The organism is Mycobacterium sp. 20KCMC460 (assembly GCF_022179425.1).
Taxonomy (GTDB): Bacteria; Actinomycetota; Actinomycetes; order Mycobacteriales; family Mycobacteriaceae; genus Mycobacterium; species Mycobacterium kiyosense.
The window spans coordinates 1,434,427-1,456,426 of the sequence record NZ_AP025524.1 but is presented as its reverse complement, the minus strand read 5'-3'; the positions used below and the strand labels follow the sequence as shown (position 1 = coordinate 1,456,426).

General features: G+C 69.3%; 21 protein-coding genes. 7 read left to right on the top strand and 14 right to left on the bottom strand.

Annotation, left to right across the window (positions count from 1 at the left end):
• Positions 1–14: 14 nt before the first annotated feature.
• Together MKCMC460_RS06790 and glmS are read right to left on the bottom strand one after the other, a co-directional pair.
• The gene (locus MKCMC460_RS06790) at positions 15–887 is read right to left on the bottom strand and encodes a DUF4436 domain-containing protein (protein ID WP_236981229.1); all 873 of its coding nucleotides are present in this window, start codon (positions 885–887) and stop codon (positions 15–17) included.
• Positions 888–912: 25 nt separating this feature from the next.
• On the bottom strand, positions 913–2,781 hold the full coding sequence (glmS, locus tag MKCMC460_RS06785) for a glutamine--fructose-6-phosphate transaminase (isomerizing) (protein WP_236981228.1): 1,869 nt from the start codon (positions 2,779–2,781) through the stop codon (positions 913–915).
• A gap of 19 nt (positions 2,782–2,800) precedes the next feature.
• On the opposite strand from glmS, the gene MKCMC460_RS06780 reads away from it, so the two are divergent.
• The 3 genes from MKCMC460_RS06780 to MKCMC460_RS06770 are packed head-to-tail and all read left to right on the top strand — an operon-like array spanning position 2,801 to position 5,138.
• Positions 2,801–3,217 carry a DUF2510 domain-containing protein gene (locus MKCMC460_RS06780; RefSeq protein WP_370653081.1) on the top strand — a complete coding sequence of 139 codons (417 nt, stop codon included), beginning with the start codon at positions 2,801–2,803 and terminating at the stop codon, positions 3,215–3,217.
• Between the two features lie 9 nt (positions 3,218–3,226).
• Positions 3,227–4,066 (top strand): dienelactone hydrolase family protein, encoded by an 840-nt coding sequence (locus MKCMC460_RS06775; protein WP_236981227.1) that lies wholly within the window; start codon positions 3,227–3,229, stop codon positions 4,064–4,066.
• Positions 4,067–4,094: 28 nt separating this feature from the next.
• Positions 4,095–5,138, top strand: coding sequence for an LLM class F420-dependent oxidoreductase (locus tag MKCMC460_RS06770; protein ID WP_236981226.1), 1,044 nt, complete (start codon positions 4,095–4,097; stop codon positions 5,136–5,138).
• 11 nt (positions 5,139–5,149) lie between these two features.
• Here MKCMC460_RS06770 and MKCMC460_RS06765 read toward each other — a convergent pair whose 3' ends face one another.
• From MKCMC460_RS06765 to eccCb, 9 genes are all read right to left on the bottom strand, one after another.
• On the bottom strand, positions 5,150–6,523 hold the full coding sequence (locus MKCMC460_RS06765) for a hypothetical protein (protein ID WP_236981225.1): 1,374 nt from the start codon (positions 6,521–6,523) through the stop codon (positions 5,150–5,152).
• Between the two features lie 2 nt (positions 6,524–6,525).
• Positions 6,526–6,840, bottom strand: coding sequence for a hypothetical protein (locus MKCMC460_RS06760; RefSeq protein WP_236981224.1), 315 nt, complete (start codon positions 6,838–6,840; stop codon positions 6,526–6,528).
• Positions 6,841–6,897: 57 nt separating this feature from the next.
• Positions 6,898–8,235 (bottom strand): phosphoglucosamine mutase, encoded by a 1,338-nt coding sequence (gene glmM, locus MKCMC460_RS06755; protein WP_236981223.1) that lies wholly within the window; start codon positions 8,233–8,235, stop codon positions 6,898–6,900.
• A gap of 117 nt (positions 8,236–8,352) precedes the next feature.
• The gene (gene rpsI / locus MKCMC460_RS06750) at positions 8,353–8,820 is read right to left on the bottom strand and encodes a 30S ribosomal protein S9 (protein WP_236981222.1); all 468 of its coding nucleotides are present in this window, start codon (positions 8,818–8,820) and stop codon (positions 8,353–8,355) included.
• The gene (gene rplM / locus MKCMC460_RS06745; protein ID WP_236981221.1) at positions 8,817–9,260 is read right to left on the bottom strand and encodes a 50S ribosomal protein L13; all 444 of its coding nucleotides are present in this window, start codon (positions 9,258–9,260) and stop codon (positions 8,817–8,819) included. The genes rpsI and rplM overlap by 4 nt, the downstream gene beginning before the upstream one ends.
• A 160-nt stretch (positions 9,261–9,420) precedes the next feature.
• Positions 9,421–9,711: a WXG100 family type VII secretion target gene (locus tag MKCMC460_RS06740; protein ID WP_238305429.1), complete on the bottom strand. Its 291-nt coding sequence runs from the start codon at positions 9,709–9,711 to the stop codon at positions 9,421–9,423.
• The gene (locus MKCMC460_RS06735; RefSeq protein WP_236981219.1) at positions 9,708–10,034 is read right to left on the bottom strand and encodes a WXG100 family type VII secretion target; all 327 of its coding nucleotides are present in this window, start codon (positions 10,032–10,034) and stop codon (positions 9,708–9,710) included. Before MKCMC460_RS06735 ends, MKCMC460_RS06740 begins: the two co-directional genes overlap by 4 nt.
• Before the next feature lie 72 nt (positions 10,035–10,106).
• Positions 10,107–11,291 (bottom strand): type VII secretion-associated protein, encoded by a 1,185-nt coding sequence (locus tag MKCMC460_RS06730; RefSeq protein WP_238305428.1) that lies wholly within the window; start codon positions 11,289–11,291, stop codon positions 10,107–10,109.
• Positions 11,288–14,779 (bottom strand): type VII secretion protein EccCb, encoded by a 3,492-nt coding sequence (eccCb, locus tag MKCMC460_RS06725; protein ID WP_238305426.1) that lies wholly within the window; start codon positions 14,777–14,779, stop codon positions 11,288–11,290. Before eccCb ends, MKCMC460_RS06730 begins: the two co-directional genes overlap by 4 nt.
• A 94-nt stretch (positions 14,780–14,873) precedes the next feature.
• On the opposite strand from eccCb, the gene eccD reads away from it, so the two are divergent.
• Together eccD and mycP are read left to right on the top strand one after the other, a co-directional pair.
• On the top strand, positions 14,874–16,178 hold the full coding sequence (gene eccD, locus MKCMC460_RS06720; RefSeq protein ID WP_236981218.1) for a type VII secretion integral membrane protein EccD: 1,305 nt from the start codon (positions 14,874–14,876) through the stop codon (positions 16,176–16,178).
• 32 nt (positions 16,179–16,210) lie between these two features.
• Positions 16,211–17,533, top strand: a complete 1,323-nt coding sequence (mycP, locus tag MKCMC460_RS06715; protein ID WP_238305966.1) for a type VII secretion-associated serine protease mycosin — start codon at positions 16,211–16,213, stop codon at positions 17,531–17,533.
• On the opposite strand, the gene eccB is transcribed toward mycP, so the two are convergent.
• Positions 17,495–18,895: a type VII secretion protein EccB gene (eccB, locus tag MKCMC460_RS06710; protein ID WP_238305424.1), complete on the bottom strand. Its 1,401-nt coding sequence runs from the start codon at positions 18,893–18,895 to the stop codon at positions 17,495–17,497. The genes mycP and eccB overlap by 39 nt on opposite strands.
• Positions 18,896–19,031: 136 nt before the next feature.
• Between eccB and MKCMC460_RS06705 the strand changes: the two genes are divergently transcribed.
• On the top strand, positions 19,032–19,880 hold the full coding sequence (locus MKCMC460_RS06705) for a cutinase family protein (RefSeq protein WP_370653145.1): 849 nt from the start codon (positions 19,032–19,034) through the stop codon (positions 19,878–19,880).
• A 119-nt stretch (positions 19,881–19,999) separates the two neighbouring features.
• On the top strand, positions 20,000–20,527 hold the full coding sequence (locus MKCMC460_RS06700; protein ID WP_238305964.1) for a cutinase family protein: 528 nt from the start codon (positions 20,000–20,002) through the stop codon (positions 20,525–20,527).
• On the opposite strand, the gene truA is transcribed toward MKCMC460_RS06700, so the two are convergent.
• Both truA and rplQ read right to left on the bottom strand, forming a co-directional pair.
• Positions 20,524–21,369: a tRNA pseudouridine(38-40) synthase TruA gene (truA, locus tag MKCMC460_RS06695; protein ID WP_236983832.1), complete on the bottom strand. Its 846-nt coding sequence runs from the start codon at positions 21,367–21,369 to the stop codon at positions 20,524–20,526. The two genes, MKCMC460_RS06700 and truA, sit on opposite strands and share 4 nt — an antisense overlap.
• The gene (gene rplQ / locus MKCMC460_RS06690) at positions 21,365–21,988 is read right to left on the bottom strand and encodes a 50S ribosomal protein L17 (protein WP_238305422.1); all 624 of its coding nucleotides are present in this window, start codon (positions 21,986–21,988) and stop codon (positions 21,365–21,367) included. Before rplQ ends, truA begins: the two co-directional genes overlap by 5 nt.
• Between the last annotated feature and the right edge of the window lie 12 nt (positions 21,989–22,000).

The window sequence follows — 22,000 nt, the reverse complement described above, 5'->3', positions numbered from 1 at the left end:
ACCACGGGTTCAGCTTATTCGCGTTCCGCCGGCGGCCGCTCCACGACGGATTTCGCCGGCTCGTCGTAGCCGGGGGCCAGATGCCGCCACCAACAGGAGACATAGAGCGTCATCGCGGTCACCAGCGCCACGATCACCCACACCACGATCGTGACGTCGATCCAGGCCCCGAACGGCGGGGAGTCGGGTAGCGCGTTGCGCAGCGGCATCACCGCGAACAGCATGGCCGCGAACCAGGTCGTCATCGGCGGCTGGAATTTACGCAGGCCGCGCACCGTCTGAACGGAGACGTACAGCGCCACCGCAGCGAGGGTGAGCAACACCGCGAGCAGGACGACGGCGAGCGCTATCGTGCTCGGCGAGCGCTCCACCTGCACCCGGTAGGGCGCCTGCGCCTCGCCGTCGGACACTTCGACCTTCCAGCCCGGCAACCGGTCGACGAATGTCACCGACTGGCGTTCAGGCGGCCGTCCGGCGCCGCGGAACAGGTCCACCGAGACGGGCCCGGAACGATAGCTGTCCAGCGGCCAGTCCGACACGTCACCGTTGATGTTCAGCGATACCGGGAAGACGCCCGGCTGGGTGCCCTTCGGCCAGGAGCGGGTGGTCGGCGTCGTCGCGGAGGTGACCGAGACAGTGAGGTCGTCCTTGAGGGCGCCGGTCTGCGGATCCAGCAGCGCCGGCCCCGGCGCGACGGTCAGGTTGGCCACCAGCACGCTCTTATACGGCTGGATCCCTTCGACGTCCACGGTCACCGTGGTGCCGTCGGCGGCCGGTCCCGCTTGGCTGACCGGGTGCGGCGGGCCCATGCCGGTGACGGCGTACAACGTGATCAGACCTACGTATGCCGCGACAAAGATCGCAACACCGATGATGCCCCGCCTCATGTGCCTCCCCGACGGCTGTTCGCGCCTATTCGACGGTGACGGACTTTGCCAGATTTCGCGGCTTGTCGACATCGTAGCCGCGGGCCTGAGCCACCGACGCGGCAAACACCTGCAGCGGGATCGTCGACAGCAGCGGCTGCAAAAGCGTTGACACCGAAGGTATTTCGATCAAGTGATCGGCGTACGGGCGGACCGTGTCGTCGCCCTCCTCGGCGATCACGATGGTCACCGCGCCGCGCGCCTGGATCTCGCGGATGTTGGACAGCAACTTGGCATGCAACGTGGCCGAGCCCTTTGGTGAGGGCATCACGACGATGACGGGCAGGTCGTCTTCGATCAGCGCGATGGGTCCGTGCTTGAGCTCACCGGCCGCGAACCCCTCGGCGTGCATGTAGGCCAGTTCCTTGAGCTTGAGTGCGCCTTCCAACGCCACCGGGTAGCCGACGTGGCGGCCCAGGAACAGCACCGTCGAGGACTTGGCGAAGCGGTAGGCCAGTTCGGCCACCGGGTCGGTCGCTGCGATCACCCGGGCCACCAGGTCCGGCATCGCTTCCAGCTCGCGGTACTCCCGCTCCACCTCGTCGGGGTACTTGGTGCCGCGTGCCTGCGCCAGCGCCAGGCCGACCAGGTAGTTGGCCGCGACCTGCGCCAGGAACGTCTTGGTCGACGCGACGCCGATCTCGGGGCCGGCGCGGGTGTAGAGCACCGCATCGCATTCCCGCGGGATCTGCGAGCCATTGGTGTTGCAGACCGCGAGCACCTTGGCCTTCTGCTCCTTGGCGTGGCGCACCGCTTCCAGCGTGTCGGCGGTCTCCCCGGACTGGGAGATCGCCACCACCAGCGTGCTGCGGTCCAGAACCGGATCGCGGTAGCGGAATTCGCTGGCCAGCTCCACTTCGACGGGCAGCCGCGTCCAGTGCTCGATCGCGTACTTGGCGAGCAGCCCGGAGTGGTAGGCGGTACCGCAGGCGACCACGAACACCTTGTCGATCTCGCGCAGTTCCTGATCGGACAATCGCTGTTCGTCGAGCACGATCCGGTTGTCCACGAAGTGGCCGAGCAGCGTGTCGGCCACCGCGGTCGGTTGCTCGGCGATCTCTTTGAGCATGAAGTACTCGTAGCCGCCCTTCTCGGCGGCGGCCAGGTCCCAATCGATATGGAACTCGCGGGCGTTGGCTGCGTCGTCGTTGCCGTGGAAGTCGGTGATCCGGTAGCCGTCGGCGGTGATCACCACGGCCTGGTCCTGGCCCAGTTCGACGGCCTGACGGGTGTGTTCGATGAAGGCGGCCACGTCGGACCCGACGAACATTTCGCCGTCGCCGATCCCCACCACCAGCGGGGTCGACCGGCGGGCGGCCACGATGGTGCCGGGATCGTCGGCGTTGGCGAAGACCAGGGTGAAGTGTCCTTCGAGCCGGCGCAGCACGCACAGCACCGAGGCCACGAAGTCGCCGGCGGTCGGGCCTTGATGGAAGGCCTGTGCCACCAGGTGCACCGCGACCTCGGTGTCGGTGTCGCTGGCGAACTCCACACCGGTGGCCTCCAGCTCCTGGCGCAGGGCGGCGAAGTTCTCGATGATGCCGTTGTGCACGACGGCGATGCGTCCGGCGGCGTCGCGATGCGGGTGCGCGTTGCGGTCGGTGGGGCGGCCGTGGGTGGCCCAGCGGGTGTGGCCCAACCCGGCGGTGCCGGCCAGCTCCGAGGCTGACATCTCGGTGATCGCGGCTTCCAGATTGGCCAGCTGACCGGCCCGGCGGCGGACGGTGAGCCGGCCTTTTCCGTCGACCAGCGCGATGCCCGACGAGTCGTAGCCGCGGTATTCCATCCGGCGCAGCGCATTCATGACGACATCGCAGGCAGGCCGCTGCCCGACGTAGCCGACGATTCCGCACATTCTGACCAGGGTAGTGCAGGTGTCCCCGCACGACCGCCCGCGCGGAACCGACCTGGGCGGATATCCGCATCCGGGGCGCCTGTTTCAGCTGCGCCTGATCGAGCACATCGGCGCGCTGATCTTCTGGCAACAGCGCACTACCACCGTCACGGGGACGCTGGAACAGTGCGAGGCCGCGTACCGGCGCACCCAGACCCAGAACCTGTGCGCCGGCTGGTGGAGCCCCGCGTCGATTCTGCTGTTCAACTGGATTGCGCCGTTCTCGAACTTGAGCGCCATCAAGCGGGTGCGGGCGCAGTCCAGTCGTGAGATTGCCCACGTCGCGCCGGCCGGCTGCCCGCCCGGGTGGCACCCGGACCCGACCGGACAGGCCACGCAGCGCTACTGGGACGGCGCGACCTGGACCCACTGGACCCATCCGTCGGCCCACCGCTAACGTCGACGGGTGGCCCGCACCCGCAAGCTCTTCGCCGCCCTCAGCCGCCCTGGTCCGCACCGCGTTTTGCGCGGCGACCTGGCCTTTGCCGGACTCCCGGGGGTGGTGTACACCCCGGCATCCGGGCTGAACCTGCCTGCCATCGCGTTCGGCCACGACTGGCTCACCGGCAGCGCGCAATACGCGGGGCTGCTGGAGCACTTGGCGTCGTGGGGGATCGTGGTCGGCGCGCCGGACACCCAGCGCGGCTTGGCGCCGTCGGTGATGAACTTCGCGTTCGACCTCGGTGTGGCCCTCGACATCGTCGCCGGGGTGCGGTTGGGGCCGGGAAAGATCAGCGTGCACCCCACCAAGCTCGGTCTGGTCGGTCACGGTTTCGGGGGCTCGGCCGCGGTGTTTGCCGCGGCCGGTATGCCGCACAAGCCGGCGGCCGTGGTGGCGCTCTTTCCGACCGTGACCTCTCCCCCGGCCGAGCAGCCCGCCGCGACGTTGCGCGTACCGGGTCTGATCCTGACCGCGCCGGACGACCCCAAGACATTGAACTCCAACGCCCTGGCGTTGTCGCAGGCGTGGGACGCGGCTACGTTGCGCATCGTCAAGAAGGCGGAAGGCGGCGGCCTGGTGGAGGGCCGACGGTTGGCCAAGGCGGTCGGGCTGGCCGGCTCGGACCGCAAGACGCAGCGGGCGGTTCGAGCGCTGCTGACCGGGTATCTGCTCAGCACCCTGGGCCGCGACAAGACCTACCGCGATTTCGCCGACCCCGACGTGGCGTTGCCTAAGACCGCTCCGGTGGACCCCGAGGCGCCGCCGGTAACTCCGGAGGAGAAGATTGTCGCGCTGCTGAAGTGAGCTGCGCCCCGCGTGGTAAGTGTCGTTGATGCGAATCGGGATTGCCCTGGACTACTCGGGCGGGTTTCACGAGGCCGTCGACCGCGTGGTCGAACTGGAGAAGGCGGGTATCGACGTCGTCGTGGTGGCTGAAGCGTATGCCTTCGACGCCATCAGCCAGTTGGGCTACCTGGCGGCCAAGACCAGCACCGTCGAACTGGCGTCCGGGGTGTTGCCGATCTTCATCCGCACTCCCACGCTGCTGGCGATGACGGCCGCCGGCCTGGATTACGTCTCCGACGGCCGCTTCCAGCTCGGGATAGGGACCTCCGGACCGCAGGTGATGGAGGGCTTCCACGGCGTGGAGTTCGACTCTCCATTGGGCCGCACCCGGGAGATCGTGGAGATCTGCCGCCAGGTGTGGCGCCGGGAACGGGTGGAGTATGTCGGCAAGCACTATCAGATCCCGCTGCCGGCCGATCGTGGAACCGGGCTGGGCAAGGCGCTGAAACTTATCAATCACCCAGTGCGCGAACGTATTCCGATATCGATTGCGGCGCTCGGACCTAAGAACGTCGAACTCACGGCGGAGATCGCCGACGGCTGGCAGCCGGTGTTCTATTACCCGGAGAAGGCCGCGCAGGTGTGGGGTGAGGCGCTGGCGGCCGGCACCGCAAAACGCGATCCCGCCTTGGGTCCGCTGGACGTGATGGTCGGTACGTCGCTGGCGATCGGCGACGATGTCGATGACCGATTGTCTTGGGCGAAGCCACAATTGGCTCTCTATATCGGCGGGATGGGCGCCAAGGGTCGCAATTTCTACCATAATGTGGCGACCCGCTACGGGTTCGGCGAGGTCGCGGACCGGATCCAGGAGCTTTACCTCAGCGGCCGCAAGCGTGAGGCTGTCGAAGCGGTTCCCGACGAATTGGTCCGTGGGATGTCGCTGGTGGGCCCGCGGGGTTTCATCGCCGAGCGGCTGGCCGTCTTCGCCGCCGCGGGAGTCACCACGCTGCTGGTCAGGCCTCTTACGAAGGAATCCGGCGAGGCGGTGCGTTATGTCGAGGAGCTGCTGCAACTGCTGCCCGGCTGAGACGGCCACGGCTACTGCCCGGCCTGTGGGAGTTCGTCTGCGGCGATTTCGCAGGGTGTCGATCCGCGTGGCGGGGGCTCGGTCGTCTGCGGTGCGCTCGCCGGCGGCGGGGTGGCGGCAGGCTGCGCGGCCGTCGGTTGTCCAGCCGGCGTCGGCGGCGAACTCCCCTGCGGCTCAGCCGCTGTGGCGGCAGCACCCGGCGATGCGAGCGCCTGCACCGCGGCCGGTTCCTGAACTTCGTGCCGCGGCTCCGATTCGTGCTGGAGTTCAGCGTCTTCTTCGGGTGTATCCGCGCTGTCAGCCGGGTCGATGGGCGCCGATGCCTCGTCGAGTTCGCCGAGGCCCGAACTCAGCAGGCCGCCCAGCTCCTCGATGATGCCGCTGACCACCGCGCCGATCCCGCCCAGGCCGCTCATCCCGCCGAGCTCACCGAGGCCGGCGGGGCCGCTCATCCCGCCGAGCTCACCGAGGCCGGCGGGGCCGCCCATCCCGCCGAGCTCACCGAGGCCGCTCGGCTCGCCGCCCCCGCCGGGGGTGGTGCCCGAATCCGGCTGCGCAACAGCCGGATTCGGCGCCGGCGGCACCGCAGCCGGCGCGGATGCAGCCGTCGCGGGCACAGGACCCATCGTGGAGATCGCGGGCGCCGCCGACGCAGGACGCGGCGCATCCGGTCGCCGCGCGGAGCTCGTCGGCCCCAGATCGCCCGGAAGCTCGAAATAAACCGGCACGGCGGCGGCCATTCGATCGACGACCATGTCGTAACACGCGTCGACACCGGATCGCGCGGACCGCATAGCCACGACCCATTCGCCACGAACGACGTTGTCCACGTACGGCTTTACCTGTTCGACCACCACCTGCCGCGCCGCTTCGAGGTTCCCGGCGCCGGCCGTCACCGCGGCCGCGGCGGCCAGCCACACCGGTCGCTGCGCCAGCGTGCTGTCGTCGATCCGTGTCACGGTCGTCACCTTCTCGTCGACCAACCGCCACAGGTTGTCGCGCAGCGACTCGCACCGCTGCGCAGCCGCACGCACTTCGTCGACCAGCACCGTGGCAACGTCGCAGTGCCGCTGCAGGAACGCGACCGCGGCGTCTGCCCCCGGCCCAGCCCACGCCGTCGCCAACCCAGCCAACTGGGCGCGTTGCAGCCGCAACGCCTCGATGGCGACGGTGCCCGCAGCCCGCAGTTGCGCGCAGTCGGCATCCAGGGCGCGCAGGTCGAGCCCGTCTTCGCTGTCGTACCAATCGCGGAGCTGCCCGAGATGAGCGGTCAGGTCGGGGTGCTCGTAGCCGACCAGTTGACTGGCGCGCACATAGCTCTGGGTGTGCTCGACCGCCGATACCCCTTCAGCGAGCCGTCCGGCGACGTCGTAACGTTCGGCCACGATCAGGCGATCCGCGCCGCGGCATACAGGTCGGCATCGGTGTACCGGTCAGCGCCTGCCCGCAGCGCTGCCGCCGTCTCGGCCGCCGCCCGCGACCACTGCGACAGCTCCGCTGTCAGCCCGTCCAGCCGGGCCCGCAGCGCGTCGCCGCGTACCGTATGGTTCCGGCCCGCCCGCGAAGCACCGAATGTCAACCGCGACAGATGGTTTGCCACCGCGCGGTCAACCATCTCGGCGGCCTCGGCGATCCGGTCGGCCACACCGCGTACCGCCGCCACATCCACCGCAGCGCCGCCGAACGAACTTTCATGTCCCATACCTGTTTCGACGGCACGGACGGCTGCGCGGTTCCAACCGATTTCAGAAAAATTTGTTCAGCCGGCGGAGCTGACCGCGTCGGCCACGCTCGCAGCCAGCCGCTGGGCGATCTCTTCGTCGGCCGCTTCGACCATCACCCTGATCAGCGGCTCGGTTCCGGACGGCCGCAACAGGATTCGTCCGGTGTCACCCAGCTCGGCCTCGGCCCGCGCCACCGCCGACTGAACCGCGGGCGCGGCCGCAGCGGCGGCCTTGTCCGCGACCTCGACGTTGATCAGCACCTGCGGCAACGTCCGCATCGCCGAGGCGAGGGTTGCCAGCGACGAGCCGGTCTGCACCATCCGGGTCATCAACCGCAGCCCGGTGACGATGCCGTCGCCGGTGGAGCCCAGTGCCGGCATCACGATGTGGCCGGACTGCTCACCGCCCAGGCTGAAGTCGCCGGCCCGCAGTTCTTCCAGGACGTAGCGGTCGCCGACGCCGGTGGTGCGCACCGTCACGCCTGCTGCGCGCATGGCCAGATGCAGCCCGAGGTTGCTCATCACCGTCGCCACCAATGTGTCGGAGGCCAGCTCGCCGGCTTCTTTCATGGCCAGCGCCAGGACCACCATGATGGTGTCGCCGTCGACGAGTACGCCGTCGGCGTCGACGGCCAGACAACGGTCGGCGTCGCCGTCGTGCGCCAGGCCGAGGTCGGCGCGGTGCGCGGTGACCGCGGCGCGCAGCGATTCGAGGTGCGTGGACCCGCAGCCGTCGTTGATGTTGAGCCCGTTGGGGTCGGCGTTGATCGCGATGACACGCGCCCCGGCCGCACGGTAGGCACTGGGGGCCGCCGTGGACGCGGCGCCGTGGGCGCAGTCGACGACGACGGTCAGGCCGTCGAGGCGGCTGGTGCTTGCCTTGCCGACGTGGCGCAGGTAGCGGTCGGCCGCGTCCTGCGCGTCGACGACCCGGCCGATCCCCGCGCCGACCGGGCGCAGGCCCGGCCCGCCCGCGACCAGGTTCTCGATCTGGTCCTCGGTATCGTCGTCGAGTTTGTGGCCGCCGGGGCCGAAGATCTTGATGCCGTTGTCGGGCATCGGGTTGTGCGAGGCGGAGATCATCACACCGAAATCGGCATCATATGCGCCGGTCAGGTAGGCGACCGCGGGCGTCGGGAGCACACCGACCCGCAGCGCGTCGACGCCCTGGCTGGTCAGCCCGGCGATGACCGCGGCTTCCAGCATTTCGCCGCTGGCCCGCGGATCGCGCCCGATCACGGCCACGCGGCGGCCGGGTCCGGTGGAACTCGCCAAGTGCCGGGCCGCCGCGGCGCCCAGAGCGAGCGCCAGTTCGGCGGTCAGCTCGCGATTGGCGACGCCACGGACGCCGTCGGTGCCGAATAGTCGACCCATAGGTCAAACCTCTCACAGTTGGCGGTGTTGCACATACCCACTGTGAGCTGCGAGCGAGTACGCCAGTCGGCAGACACGCCGGGCGAGACCCGCTCGCAGCTCAACAGTGACGGCTGATCAGCGCTTGCTGTACTGAGGTGCCTTGCGGGCCTTCTTGAGTCCGTACTTCTTGCGCTCGGTGGCGCGCGGGTCACGGGTCAGGAAGCCGGCCTTCTTCAGCGCCGGCCGGTCCTCCGGATTGGCCACGATCAACGCCCGGGCAATGCCCAGCCGCAGCGCACCGGCCTGGCCGGACGGCCCGCCGCCGTGCAGCAGCGCGTAGATGTCGTAGTTGTCCACCCGCTCGACGGTGACCAGCGGGGCCTTGATGAGCTGCTGGTGCACCTTGTTCGGGAAGTAGTCCTCGAGGCTGCGGCCGTTGAGGTCGAACTTGCCGGTGCCGGGCACCAGGCGAACCCGCACCACGGCCTCCTTGCGGCGGCCCACGGTCTGGATGGGACGTTCGAAGACGAACGATTCGCCGACGGGCGCGGCCTCGATCGCGGCTTCCACCACTTCGGTGGCCTCCACACTGGTCTCGGTCATTGCGCCACCTGCTTGATCTCGAACGGAACCGGCTGCTGAGCGGTGTGGGGATGCTCCGGGCCGGCATAGACCCGCAGCTTCTTCTGGATCTGACGACTCAGCTTGTTCTTGGGCAGCATGCCGACGATCGCCTTCTCCACCACGCGGTCGGGGTGCTTTTGCATGAGCTCGCCGATGCTGCGCTTGCGCAGACCGCCGGGATACCCCGAGTGGCTGTAAGCCATCTTGCTCTGCAGTTTGTCGCCGCTGATGGCGACCTTGTCGGCGTTGATGACGATGACGAAGTCACCGCCATCGACGTTGGGCGCGAACGTGGGCTTGTGCTTGCCGCGCAGCAGGGTGGCAGCTGCGACGGCAAGGCGGCCAAGCACGACGTCCGTGGCGTCGATGACGTACCACGACCTGGTGGTGTCACCCGCCTTGGGCGCGTATGTGGGCACAGCGCTTACCTTCTTCTCTCAGGGTGGATCCCGGTGTGAACCGGGGGCCGGTCAAGGCATGTGCGATTGGGTTGGTCTCGGCGACCGACGTTGACCCGAGCCCCATGCCCGTAGGCACCGCACGCCAACCGAGCAGCTTACCGATCGGTATCCCCGCAGGTCAAAAGCGCCCCCAGCTGCCGGCCGCCCGGCGGTCCGTGGCGGCCACCTCGGCGGCGCCGTCTCGGACCGCATTGCCCAGCTCCACCAGGATCTGGTTGAGCGCGGTAACCGCCTGCTGCCATCTGAGCTGTTCGGCCTGGTAGGCGGCGGCCGCTTCGCGGGTCCACAGCTGCTGCAGCGGCGCAATCTGCGACCTGAGCTCCTCGATGGCGGTGTTCAGACGCGCCGAGGTGGCGTGGATGTCCTGGCGAACGGAGTGCTCGATGGCGGCGAAATCGTACGAGATCACAGCTCACCGCCGGCCGTGGCGATGCGGTGCGCGTGCTGCTGGCCGGCCTCGCGCAGCGCCGTCTCGTTATAGCGGATGGTCTCGGCGATCTCGTGCAGCACGTGGTACAGCCGCGTCGACTCGGCTTTCCAGCGATCCACCACTTCTTTGAACCGCGCGGCGGCGGCTCCGCCCCAGACCGACGGGGGCACGCTGCCCACCCGGCCGATGAAGGCATGCAGCATCGACCGGATCTCGTCGTTGCGGGCGTCGGTGGTGGCTGCGACCGAGCGCATCAGGTCGAAGTCGGTACTCAGCGAATCGGTACCCGTTGGTGAGCTCACATGTGTCTCCTTTCGCTCACTGAGTTCGACTGCCGCAGGGCCGCTATGGTTCCATCCGAAATCGCGGATTTCTCAGCTGACTGCGTGCGCGGACCGCACGGCCTGCTCGCAGGCGTCGCGCACCGCGGCCGGGGCATCGGTGGGGCTCTGGCAGCCGATGCTGATCCGTAGCGACCCGTCGACGAAGACAGTCCAGCGCACGTCGTGGGCGGCTCGGACTTCGCGATAGGTCACCGCGGGCCGGCCGGCGCTGACGGCCGCGGCATCGAAGTCGACGAACACCCCGGCCGCCTCGCCGTCGATTGCTCGCCGCAACCGCTCGGCGGTTCCGCTCAGCGTTTCGCCGGGTGTCGGTGACTGGGTGACGTGCAATGCCACTTCGGGATCCGTCGGTGAGGTGAGCTGTACTCGCGCCGACCCCGATCCCGAGAGCACTCGACGGGCAACCCAGCCGGCGGGAACGGTCAGCGCCACCCTGCCCTCGACCAGAACCGTGGTCGGGACCGGCGCGGCGACCGGCACCCGGCGCGGTCCCTCACCGACCGCCGTGGGGACCGCCAGCGCCAGCCCGGTTGCGACGAGCGCGGCGCCGATCAGCCGGGTCCCGGTGCGGCGCCGCCGTCCGGAGCCCACCGGGGCGGGCGACGACGGGTGGGCGGCTGTCGCGACCAGCCGGGCCAGCCGCACGTCGTCGAGGTGGACGACCGTCCCGGGGCCGATCGCTGCTGCGATCGAGGTTGCCAGCTGCGCCGCCCCGGCGACCAGCCTTGGCGCATCGATCAGCACCCGTCCCGACTCGGTGGCGACGGCGGCCGCCACCTGTTCGACCACCCGGTCGTCTGCGCGCGGCACCGCGACGACTTCAGAGCCGGTGACCGCCACCAGCCGTTCGGCGATCTCCACCGTCACCATGGGTTCGGTCTCGCCCCGCGTCGCCGTCGCGAACAACCACGATCGGGGACGAATCGATACAACGCCGCCCAAAGTGCCTGCAGCCGTGTCGATCACACCGATTCGCGACGCCGACCACCACGACGGATACACGACGACCACCTCGTCGAGGTGCCCCTCGGCCAAGGAGCGTAACGCCGCCGACCACAGCGCGTCGACGGCCACCGGCACTTCGTCCAGCAGCCCGACCGGGTCGTCGATCGCCTGCAGCGCCGCCACCGCGACCGCGCTGATTTCGTCTGCGTCGCAACATAATCGGTGGACCGCCGCAGGGCCGGCGGCGATGACGGCACGGTGAGCGGTCATCCGGGCGGGCTCCAGGCCACCTGCACCCGCTGCGCTACGCCGGGACGGGTGGTCAGGATGCCGCGGCCCGGCGGCAGCGGCACCGGCGGTTTCGGCCCGAGCAGCGGCCCGTCATCGGGGCGACCGCTCATCATCAGCGTCATGCAGCCCAGGTCGCGCAGCGTCGCGAGCAGCGGTTCGAACAAGGCGCGTGCCGCGCCGCCGCTGCGCCGTGCGGCGATCACATGCAGGCCGAGATCGGTTGCATACGGCAGGTATTCGAGTAGCTCGCTCAACTGGTTTCCCGACGCGGCACCGGCCGCCAGGTCGTAGTCGTCGACCACGAGGTAGATTGCCGGTCCGGTCCACCACGATCGACTCCGCAGCTGTGCCTGCGTGACATCCGCTCCGGGCATCCGGGCGCGCAGTGCGTCGACCAGGACCGGCAACATCGTTCCCAGCGACGCCGGCGACATGGCATGGCTACCGAGGTGTTCGGTGTCCACCACCCCGAGCAACGTACGCCGGAAGTCCACCAAGAACAGCTGCGCCTGCGCTGCGGTGTTGGTACGCAGTATTTCCCGGCACAGAGTCCGCAGCGCGGAGGTCTTTCCGCAGCCGTTGTCGCCCAGGATCAGCAGGTGCCGGTTTCGCTCGAAATCGACCGCGAGAGGTTGTAATGAACGCTCTTCGAGCCCGAGCAGGATCCCCCGCGTATCCCCGGCAGCCATCGCGTCGTAGCCGAATATGTTGGGCAGCAGCGGTATCGGGGGCGCTACCGTGGTACCCCGGCGCAACTCGAACCCGTCCAGCCCGGGCAGCGCGACGATCACGTGCGCACCGTCGTGGGTCAGTCCACGTCCCGGCCGGTGGGCGGGCACATTTCGGGCCTGGCTGCGGTCGAACTCGGAATCGGCCGGATCGCCCAGTCGCAGCTCGATCCGGGTGCCGAGCTGATCCTTCAACGCGGGCCGCAGTTCGGCCCAGCGCGAAGCCGTCAGCACTACGTGCACACCGTACGAAAGACCTTGACCCGCAATCGCCGTGACGGTTTCCTCAATCTCCTCGAATTCCTGCCGCAGGGCCGCCCAACCGTCCACGACCAGGAACACATCGGCGACGGATTGCCGCGCCGTCGGGTGATCCCGGAAGGTGGCCGCGCGGGCGTGCAGCTGCGACTCCAGTTCGGCGATCATCCGCCAGACCAGTTCTGGGTGGCCGCGGTCGGCGACCGCACCCACGTGCGGCAGGTCGAGCAGCGACGAAAGCATCCCGCCACCGAAGTCCAGGCAATAGAACTGCGCCTGTCCGGCGTCCCGCGTGGCTGCCAAGGCGGTGACGAGAGTGCACAGTGCGGTCGACTTGCCCGACTGCGGTGCGCCGACTACGGCGACGTTGCCTGCGGCACCGGACAATTCGACCATCAGCGGGACCCGCGACTGGTCGTATGGCAGGTCGACGAGACCGATCGGAACCGCCAATCGGTTTGACGTGCAACCCCTCAACAGCGAACCAAGGGAGGGTGCCGCGTGCAGCGGCGGTAACCACACCGGGTGCGCCGGCGGCCCGTGACCCGACAGCCGACTCAACATCATTCCCAACACGGACGTACTCGGGCGCTCGCATGTCACCGCCTCGTCGGACGCCGCGGTGAATCGCCGTACCTCGATCGGCTGGGCAACGCCGGGCCGCTCAGGTGGTGGTGGGCCCGAAACGCATGCGGCCTGAAAGCGGATCGGCTCGCCGTTGGCGACCCGCAGATAGCCCGCGCCCGGCGCCGCCGGCAGCTCGTAGGCGTCGAGAGTACCCAGAACGGTTCGCGATTCGCTGGCCGACAGCGTTTTCAGACAGATTCGGTAGGACAGGTGTGACTCGAGTCCCCGCAGCCGGCCTTCGTCGAGCCGCTGACTGGCCAGCAGTAGGTGTATCCCCAGCGAGCGGCCCAGTCGTCCCAGCGCGACGAAGGTGTCGGCGAAGTCCGGATGCTGGCTGAGCAGCTCGGAGAACTCGTCGACGATTACGAACAGGGCGGGAAGAGGTTTGGCGGCAGGCGATTTGGTGTGGGCCGCAACACTGGCACTACCCGACTTACGCAGTAGTTGCTGCCGCCGGTTCATCTCACCGGCCAGGGCATCACGCATCCGGGCGACCAGTGGCGCTTCGTCGGCCAGGTTGGTGACCACGGCGGCCACGTGCGCCGAGTCGGCGAAGTCGAGGAACGTTGCGCCGCCTTTGAAGTCGATCAGTAGCAGGTTGAGGACTTCGGGCGAATTGCGCGCCATCATGCCCAGGGCGATGGTGCGCAACAGCTCCGACTTGCCCGAGCCGGTGGCGCCGACACACAGTCCGTGCGGTCCCATCCCCTGCTCGGCGGCCTCTCGGATGTCGAGTGTCACCGGCCGACCGTCGACGGTGCTGCCGATCGGGACGCGTAGCGGCGATATCCCGTTGTGCCACAGCGAGTTCGGGTTGAACCCGCCGATATCGTCGATGCCGACCAGGCTCACCCACGCAGTGTCACCCGGCTGTATCGACGTTCCGGAGTGGGCCGCCAGCCGGCGTGCGCAGGCCACCGCCTCGGCCTCGTCCAGCCGATCCGGGGCAGTCAACACATCGACCCCGCCGGGATGGTGCACGCGCAGCACGGGGCCGTCTGCGCCGACCCGCAGCACCGTGCCGCCGTCCGGCACGGGCACGTCGGGCTCGGGGGTGTCGACGATCAGCACCGTGCGGCGCGGTGCGGCCGTGCCTGCGTTCGGATGCTGGCGGTGTGGCAGCCATTTCAGCCATTGCCAATGGTGTGCGCGCGACTCGCTGACCACGCTGCCGATCGCCAGATGATCCGGCGAATGCAGCACCGCCAGCTCGCACACGATCGCCCGCAGCAGCCCGCGCACTCGCGGCGCCGCGCCGTCGATCGTCACCGTGGCATCCAACCGGATCACGACGGGAGCTTCTAGCGAGGAATGGACATCGAGAAACCGGCGCAGTGCCTCGACGCTGACCGGGTCGCACCGCTGCTCGGCCGGACCCTGGGCAGCCACCACGGGGGTGGCGAGTGGAACGGTTCCGACACCGATACGCACCACGCAGAAGAGCGGGTCGTCCGGTCGCCGCTCCCACATGCGACCGCCGCCGGCCAGGGTCCACAACTCGTCGGGATCGGGGTGCGAACGAATCACCGAATCATATTGCGCCGAAGCGATTTCAGTGACCTCACGACGCACTGCGCTGAGGTAATCGAAGTATCGTCGCCGGTCGGCGTTGACCGCCGTACCCCGCCGACGGCCGCGGCCGGTCAGCGCCGTCACCACCATCGACACCGACATCATCGTCGGAAACGCGAGAAAGGTAGGGTTGCGCGCCACCGGCGCACCGCTCCAGAACGCCGCGGCGGTGACGCCCAGCATGGTGGCCGACATGACCATCGGCAACAACAACGCCAACAGGCCCGCGGGCTCCGAACGCGGAAGCTCCGGTGGCGGGGCGATTTCGACGACCGCACGCACAGTTCGACGACGCTAGGCAACCACGCGGATCCGCCGCAAGTCACCTGTGGACGACCGAAAGCCGTTTCACCGCAGCCTGGTTAGCATGTCAGCGATGAGCGCATCACCATGTCGTGTCACCGTTCACTGCGGGGGTACCAGCACTGACCTGACGCTGCCCGCCACCATGCCCGTCGCCGAGCTCATTCCGTCGATCCTCGACGTCCTGGGCGGCCCCACCCTGGGCCGCCACCGGCTCTCCCGCGTCGGCTGCGCTCCGTTACCGGGTTCGACGACGCTGGCGCAGAACGATATCCGCGACGGCGCTGTCCTGGTCCTCGCCGAACAGAGCACTCCGCCGCCGGCACCTCGTCACGACGACGACGCCGAGGCGGTGGCAGCCGGCCTCAAGACCACAACTGGCCTGCCGGTGAACCGGGTCGGTGGCGCCCTAACCGCCGTCGCATTCACCGTTACCGGCGCGCTGGTCATGGTCCGCAATGCGTTCACCGTCGCGACGGAGTCCAACGGCACCGTACTTGCCGCAGCCACCGCCGCTCTGGCCGCCCTGTTCGCTATTGCTCTGTTTCGCAATGTGTTTCATGATCCGATCGCAGAACTGACATTGGCGATTCTCGCCACGACGTTCGCCGCCGTAGCCGGTCTGCTGGCGGTGCCCGGCGTCCCGGGTGCTCCCGCCGTGTTGCTGGCGGCGATGGCCACGGCAGTCACCGCTGTGCTGGCGCTGCGCCTAGCGCGCTGCGGTGTAGTCACTTTGACCGCCCTGGCGGGTGCGGCCATCGTCGTGGCGCTGGCCGCACTGGCGGCGGTTCTCACCGGGACTCGGCTTGACGTGACCGCGTCGGTGACCGCCGTCGCCTGCCTGGGACTGATCGAGATGGCGCCGCGGATGTCCATGATGTTGGCCGGCCTGTCGCCCGGCCCGGCCCGCAGCGCAGCAGAGCTGGCCGACCGAACGCGACGGGCCGAGAATTGGTTGACCAGCCTGCGCGCCGGCTTCGCAGCGGTCGCGGCGCTGGGCGCCACGACGGCCGCATGCACCGCTCATCGCGCCATCCCGCTGGCCGCACTCACCGGCGCTGCGCTGCTGCTGCATGCGCGAACCGACCGGCGCAGATCGCTCGTCTTCCTGGTGGCCGCAATTGCCACCAGCACAACAACATTGGCCCTCGCCGTGGCCGGTGCGCCCCGGTGCGGCCCATGGCTGGTGGCACTGACGGTGACCCTGACCGCGGCCGCACTGTATGTGGGCTTCCTCGCTCCCACATTCGCACCCTCACCCATCACGCGTCGTGGCGTCGACGTGTTGGGCTGTATCGCACTGGCCGCCGCGGTACCGCTGGCGTGCTGGACGTGTGGTGCGTTCAGCGCGGTCCGCGCCCTGAGCCTGCAGCCGTGAGGCCGTACCGGGCGGCGTGCATCTCCGTGGCGATGGCGTTTGCGGCTGCCAATTGTGCCGCGCCGGCATCCGCGGTGACACCGCCTCCGGTCGACGAAAAGCTGCTGCCCGCAGCAACTTCCCCGGCGCCCCCGCAGCGCACCGTGCAGCGCGAGGTGTGCGCCGCAGCCATCGACGACCCGGCCAGGACCGGGCCGCCCAGCCAACTCGCCGACCTCGATCTGCCGCGGATCTGGCAGTTCACCCGCGGCGCCGGGCAACGGGTGGCGGTCGTCGACACCGGCGTCCGCCGGCACCCGCGGCTGCAGAACCTGGTGGGCGGCGGCGACTATGTGTCCACCGGCGACGGCACCCAGGACTGCGACGCCCACGGCACGCTGGTGGCCGGAATCATCGCTGCCACCACCGCTCCCGGCGTCGACAAGTTCGGCGGCGTGGCGCCCGACGTCACGCTGATCAGCATCCGGCAATCGAGCGCCAAATTCGGTCCGGTCGGCTCGGGTACCGGTGTCGGGGACGTCCAAACCCTGGCCAGGGCGGTGCGTACCGCCGCCGATCTGGGCGCCACCGTCATCAACATCTCGCCGGTCGCGTGCGTCGCGGTCACCGACAATCTCGACGACCGCGCCCTCGGGGCTGCCCTGGCGTACGCGGTCGACGTCAAGAACATCGTCGTGGTGGCCGCGGCCGGCAACACCGGCGGGCCCGGCCAATGCCCGCCCCAGGCGCCCGGTGTCACCCGTGAGACCGTCTCGGTGGTGGTGAGCCCGGCGTGGTACGACGACTACGTGCTGACGGTCGGATCGGTCGATTCCCGCGGCGCCCCTTCAGCGTTCACCCTGCCCGGGCCGTGGGTGGACGTCGCGGCGACCGGCGAGGAGGTCACCTCGCTGAGCCCGGTCACCGACGAGACGGTCAACGCGGACAACGAATCGGCGCCCCTGTCGGGAACCAGCTACGCCGCACCGGTTGTCAGCGGGCTGGCCGCGCTGATTCGGGCCCGGTTCCCGGCGCTCACCGCGCGTCAGGTGATGCAGCGCATCGAGTCGACCGCTCACCATCCGCCCGGCGGCTGGGATCCGGTGGTGGGCCACGGCACGGTCGACGCGCTCGCCGCTATCGGCACGGACACCACCGGGGCGGCCGGCCCGGCCTCCCACGAGTCGAAGCCGCCGTCGGTCGAGGTGCCGGCGCCGCCCGCCGGCCGTCGCGACCCGTCGGTCGACCGCTCACGCGGCACCGCGTTCGGTGGCGCCGGGATCTGCCTGCTGGTGTTGCTGGCGGCGGTCTGCTCCACCGCGCTGAGAGGTACGCGGTCAGCGCGCTCCGGCGACAATCGCGTCGTGGGCGACTAAGGCCTTTTCCCGACTCAATTCCGGCCCGCACGGCAGCGCGGCAAGGATCGGCCACGGCGCGGCGGCGGTCGTGGCCGGCAGCCCGAGGGCGCGAGCGGCGTCGTCGTCGTGGATCGCGAACCGCACCCCGGTGTCGGTCACGAGATAGCGGGTCGCGACCCGGGCGCCGGTTCCGGTGAGGCTCTGCGCCGCCACGTAGACACTTCGGCCCGGCGGGAGATGGACGGCGTCGACGGCAGGGCCGCGGCCGTCGGCCTGCGCCAGCTTGAAAGCCTGGCCGACCGGCGGGCCGGCGCCGGTCAGCAGCCCGACGTCCGCGGCACCGGACGGTCCGGGCGTCCATGCCGCACACACTGTGGCGTCGGTGGAGTAGCCGCTGGGCGCCTGTTCGGCAATGCCGGCGACCGGCAGCGTGTGCACCACTGGAACCCCCCGGATCACGTCGGGCGCCACGGCGACGGGCTGCGTGCTGCGGTGCGAGTCGATGATGCGCAGCAGGTCGGCGGCGACGCGGCCGATGCGCTGCACCCCGTCGGCAAGCACGACGTAATATTCGTCACCCGATGCACGTGTGATTCGCAGCACACTGCCGATTTTCAGGTCGGGCAGCCAGGGTCCCGCCGGCGCACCTGCGCCGGGGATGCGCGGCGCGGCGATGGGTGGGGCCTCGGGGATCGCGTTCAGCAACGACTGCGAAGCGCGTTGCGGTGCCGGCTCCGCCAGTCCCAGCACCTGCCGGACGGCCGGATCGGCCAGATCTACCGCCGCGCGCAGGCCCCGGTAGAGCAGAAAAGTCGGCGAGCCCGGGCCGGTGCTGACCACGGCGGCGTGTCCGGGGTCCAGACGACGCACGGATGCATCGGTCGCGGTTCCGATGATCACCGTGGTCTCCGGTCCGGGGTCACTGTCGCAGATCGTCCAGGTCGACCCGCGCTCCGGCAACGGCGCGGGGATGAACTGCGGTGCACCCGGAATCCCCAGCAGCGCGCCACGTTTGGTGTGCTCGAGCTCGGACTCGCGCACCGGTACCGGGTCGGCCGCGGCCGCCAGGATCAACCGAGCCGACGCCAGGTTCAGCACCGGATGCCACGTGTCGGCGAGCCGCACATACAAGGCTCCGGATTGCCGGCCCATCACCAGTCGCACGTCGCCGAGCCCGGGCTGTGGCCGCAGCAACGCCAGGCACGCGCATCCCAGCAGCGCAGCGACCGCCAGGACGCATCCGAGTGCCAGCGCCGCCGCGGGTGCGCGCGGGGGCTCGCTGATCGACCCCGGATCCTCGCCCAGCAATGCGCTCTCGATGCGCCGCAGCAGGAACCGGTGGCCGCTGGTATGCAGCCAGGTGGACGCTTGGCGCGGCACTGAATCTCCCCAGACTTGCCCGAATCACCCGCAACGGTAGGGCCTGCGCCCAGCCCGGATTCACCGTTCATCCACAGCTGCGAAAGGTTTTGCCCGGCCCGGCCGCGGGTAAAATCTCGACGTGCTTCTGCAATTCATCCGGACGGCCGGTCGGGCCGGCACCGGCACCCTAGCTCTGGCCGCCGCAGTGGCGGGCGCTGTCGCGCTCATCCCGGGTGCTGCCCTGCCGGTGGCCTCAGCCGCCGACTGCCCGGACGCCGAGGTGGTTTTCGCCCGCGGCACCAACGAGCCCACGGGTATGGGCCGGGTGGGCGACGCCTTCGTCGACTCGCTCCGCGCGCAGACCAGCGGGTTGAACATCGGGACTTATGGGGTCAACTACGCCGCCAGCAAGCTGCAGTTGCATGGCGGCGACGGGGCAAACGACGTGATTTCCCATGTCAAGGCGACGGTGTCGTCGTGCCCGAACACCAAGATCGTGTTGGGCGGATACTCGCAGGGCGCGTCGGTGATGGACATCGTTGCCGGCGTTCCGATCGGCGGCATCAGCTGGGGTAGCTCGCTGCCGCCGCAGTACGTCGACAATGTCGTGGCGGTGGTGACCTTCGGTGACGTCGCCGACCGTGCCGGCGGATCGTTGCCGAACAAGAGCGCGCTGCTGGGCGCCAAGGCTGTCGACTACTGCAACCCGATGGACCCGATCTGCCACGCCGGCTCCGGCAACGAGTGGAGCGGGCACACCGAGGGCTACGTCCCGACGTACACCACCCTGGGGGCCACCTTCGTCGCCCAGAGACTGACGGCTGGGGCTACCCCGCACCTGCCCGGGCAGATTCCCGGCTACTCACCCCAGCTGCCGGGGTCGGTGCCTGCGGTTCCGCAGTTCCCCCAGTACCCGGGATCGGTGCCCCAGACGCCCCAGACGCCCCAGACGCCGGGGTCGCCGGGATCGCCGGGATCGATCCCGCAGGCCCCCGTCGTATAAGGCCGCCGGCTAACTCTGCTGGCCGATTTCGCGTCAATCCGTAACATCGGATCATGAGGCTCGATCCGTTTGCTCGCTTGACCGGTTTTGCGATTTTCCCGTTGCTGTCGTTCACACCGATGATCGCCGCGGCACCCGCGGTGGCCGCGTCGTGCCCGGGTGTCGAGGTGGTGTTCGCCCGCGGCCGCGAGGAGCCACCCGGGGTCGGTGCCGTCGGCGACGCTCTGGTCAGTTCGCTGCGGGGCAAGACAAGCTTGCCCATCGGGGTGTATGGAGTCAACTATCCGGCCAACATCTCCGTCGACAGTGGCGCCAACGATATGAGCCAGCACGTCCAATCGATGGCGAAAGGCTGCCCGAACACCCGCGAGGTGCTCGGCGGGTATTCCCTGGGCGCCGAGGTGGCCGACCTGGCCACCTGGGGCCGCATCCCGCCGGGGGTGGATCAGCACGTCGCGGCGGTCGCGTTGTTCGGCAACGGCACCCACGGAGTTGCTCCGGCCTACGCGGGCAAGACGATCGACCAGTGCGCGCAGGGCGACCCTATCTGCGGCAAGGGCACGAACTGGCCGTCACACCTGCAGCCGTCGTACATCGATTCCGGCCTGGTGGATCAGGCCGCCGGGTTTGTTGCGGGCAAGCTTTAGCTTCGGGACCGGATGTCGCGGGTGATCAGGTTGCGGGCCGCGAGCTGGTCGTCCGGCGGGTAGTCCACCGCGACCAGCGTCAGCCCTTGCGGCGGCGCAGCCGCGAAGTCACTGGATCTGGTTGTCGCGGTGAGCAGTTCAACACACCATTGCGGTGTGCGCCGGTGCTCACCGACGGCCAGCAGCGCGCCCACCAGCGAGCGCACCATCGACCAGCAGAACGCGTCGGCACTGACCTGCGCGGTGATCAGGTCCCCATCTCGCGACCAGTCCAGTCTTTGCAGCTCGCGGATGGTGGTGGCGCCTTCGCGATGACGGCAGAACGCTGCGAAGTCGTGCAGTCCCAACATGTTTCGTGCTGCGACGGTCATCGCGTCGAGGTCCAGCTCGCGCGGCCAGGCGGTGACGAAACGCGCCAGCTGCGGCACCACCCCGTAGGGCGCGGTCGACAGCCGGTAGGCGTAATGGCGGCGCAGCGCCGAGAATCGGGCGTCGAAACCCGCTGGCGCACGGGCGATATGGAGCACCCGAACATCTGCGGGCAGGAATCTGGCGAGCCGGCGCACCAGCGGTAGAAACTCCGGATCCTCCGGGCGCGTGTTTCGCGAGTAGGCGTTGGGCACGGCATCGGCGGGCACGTCGAGGTGGGCCACCTGCCCGGTGGCATGCACGCCGGCGTCGGTGCGTCCTGCCGCGCGAACCTGGATCGGACAGCGAAACACGGTCGCCAGCGCCTCATCGAGGACGCCGGCGACCGTGCGTTGCTCGGCTTGTGCCGCCCAGCCCGCGAAATCTGTTCCGTCGTAGGCGATGTCGAGCCGCAGACGGACGGACTCGCTAATTCTCGGCGGCCCCTTCGGCCTCTTCGGACTCTCCGACCTCGTCGGACTCTTCGACACTCGCCTGCGGCGCTGCCGCAGCGGTCTCGGGGGCGGCCTCCGTGGCCGCCTCGTCAGCGGCGGCCGATTCCTCGACGGCCTCCGGCTCGACCGCGGCCTGCGGCGCCGCGGCCGCCGTTTCGGTGGCTGCCGGCGGTGCGTCCTTCTGGGTCTTGGCCTGCTGGGCGGCTACCCGGCGCGCCCGGTCGGCCTCCGAAGTGACGGTCTTCTCCCGCACCAGCTCGATCACCGCCATCGGAGCGTTGTCACCCTTGCGCGGCTCGACCTTGATGATGCGGGTGTAGCCGCCCTCGCGATCGGAGAAGAAGGGTCCGATCTCGGCGAACAAGGTGTGCACGACGTCCTTGTCGCGGATCTTCTTCATAACCTCACGCCGATTGTGCAAGCTGCCCTTCTTGGCGTGGGTGATCAGCTTCTCCGCGTAGGGCCGCAGCGCCCGCGCCTTGGGCTCGGTGGTTTTGATCCGGCCGTGCTCGAACAACGACGTGGCCAGGTTGGCCAGAATCGCCTTCTGATGCGACGACGACCCGCCGAGGCGAGGACCCTTGGTGGGCTTGGGCATTGCGACTTCTCC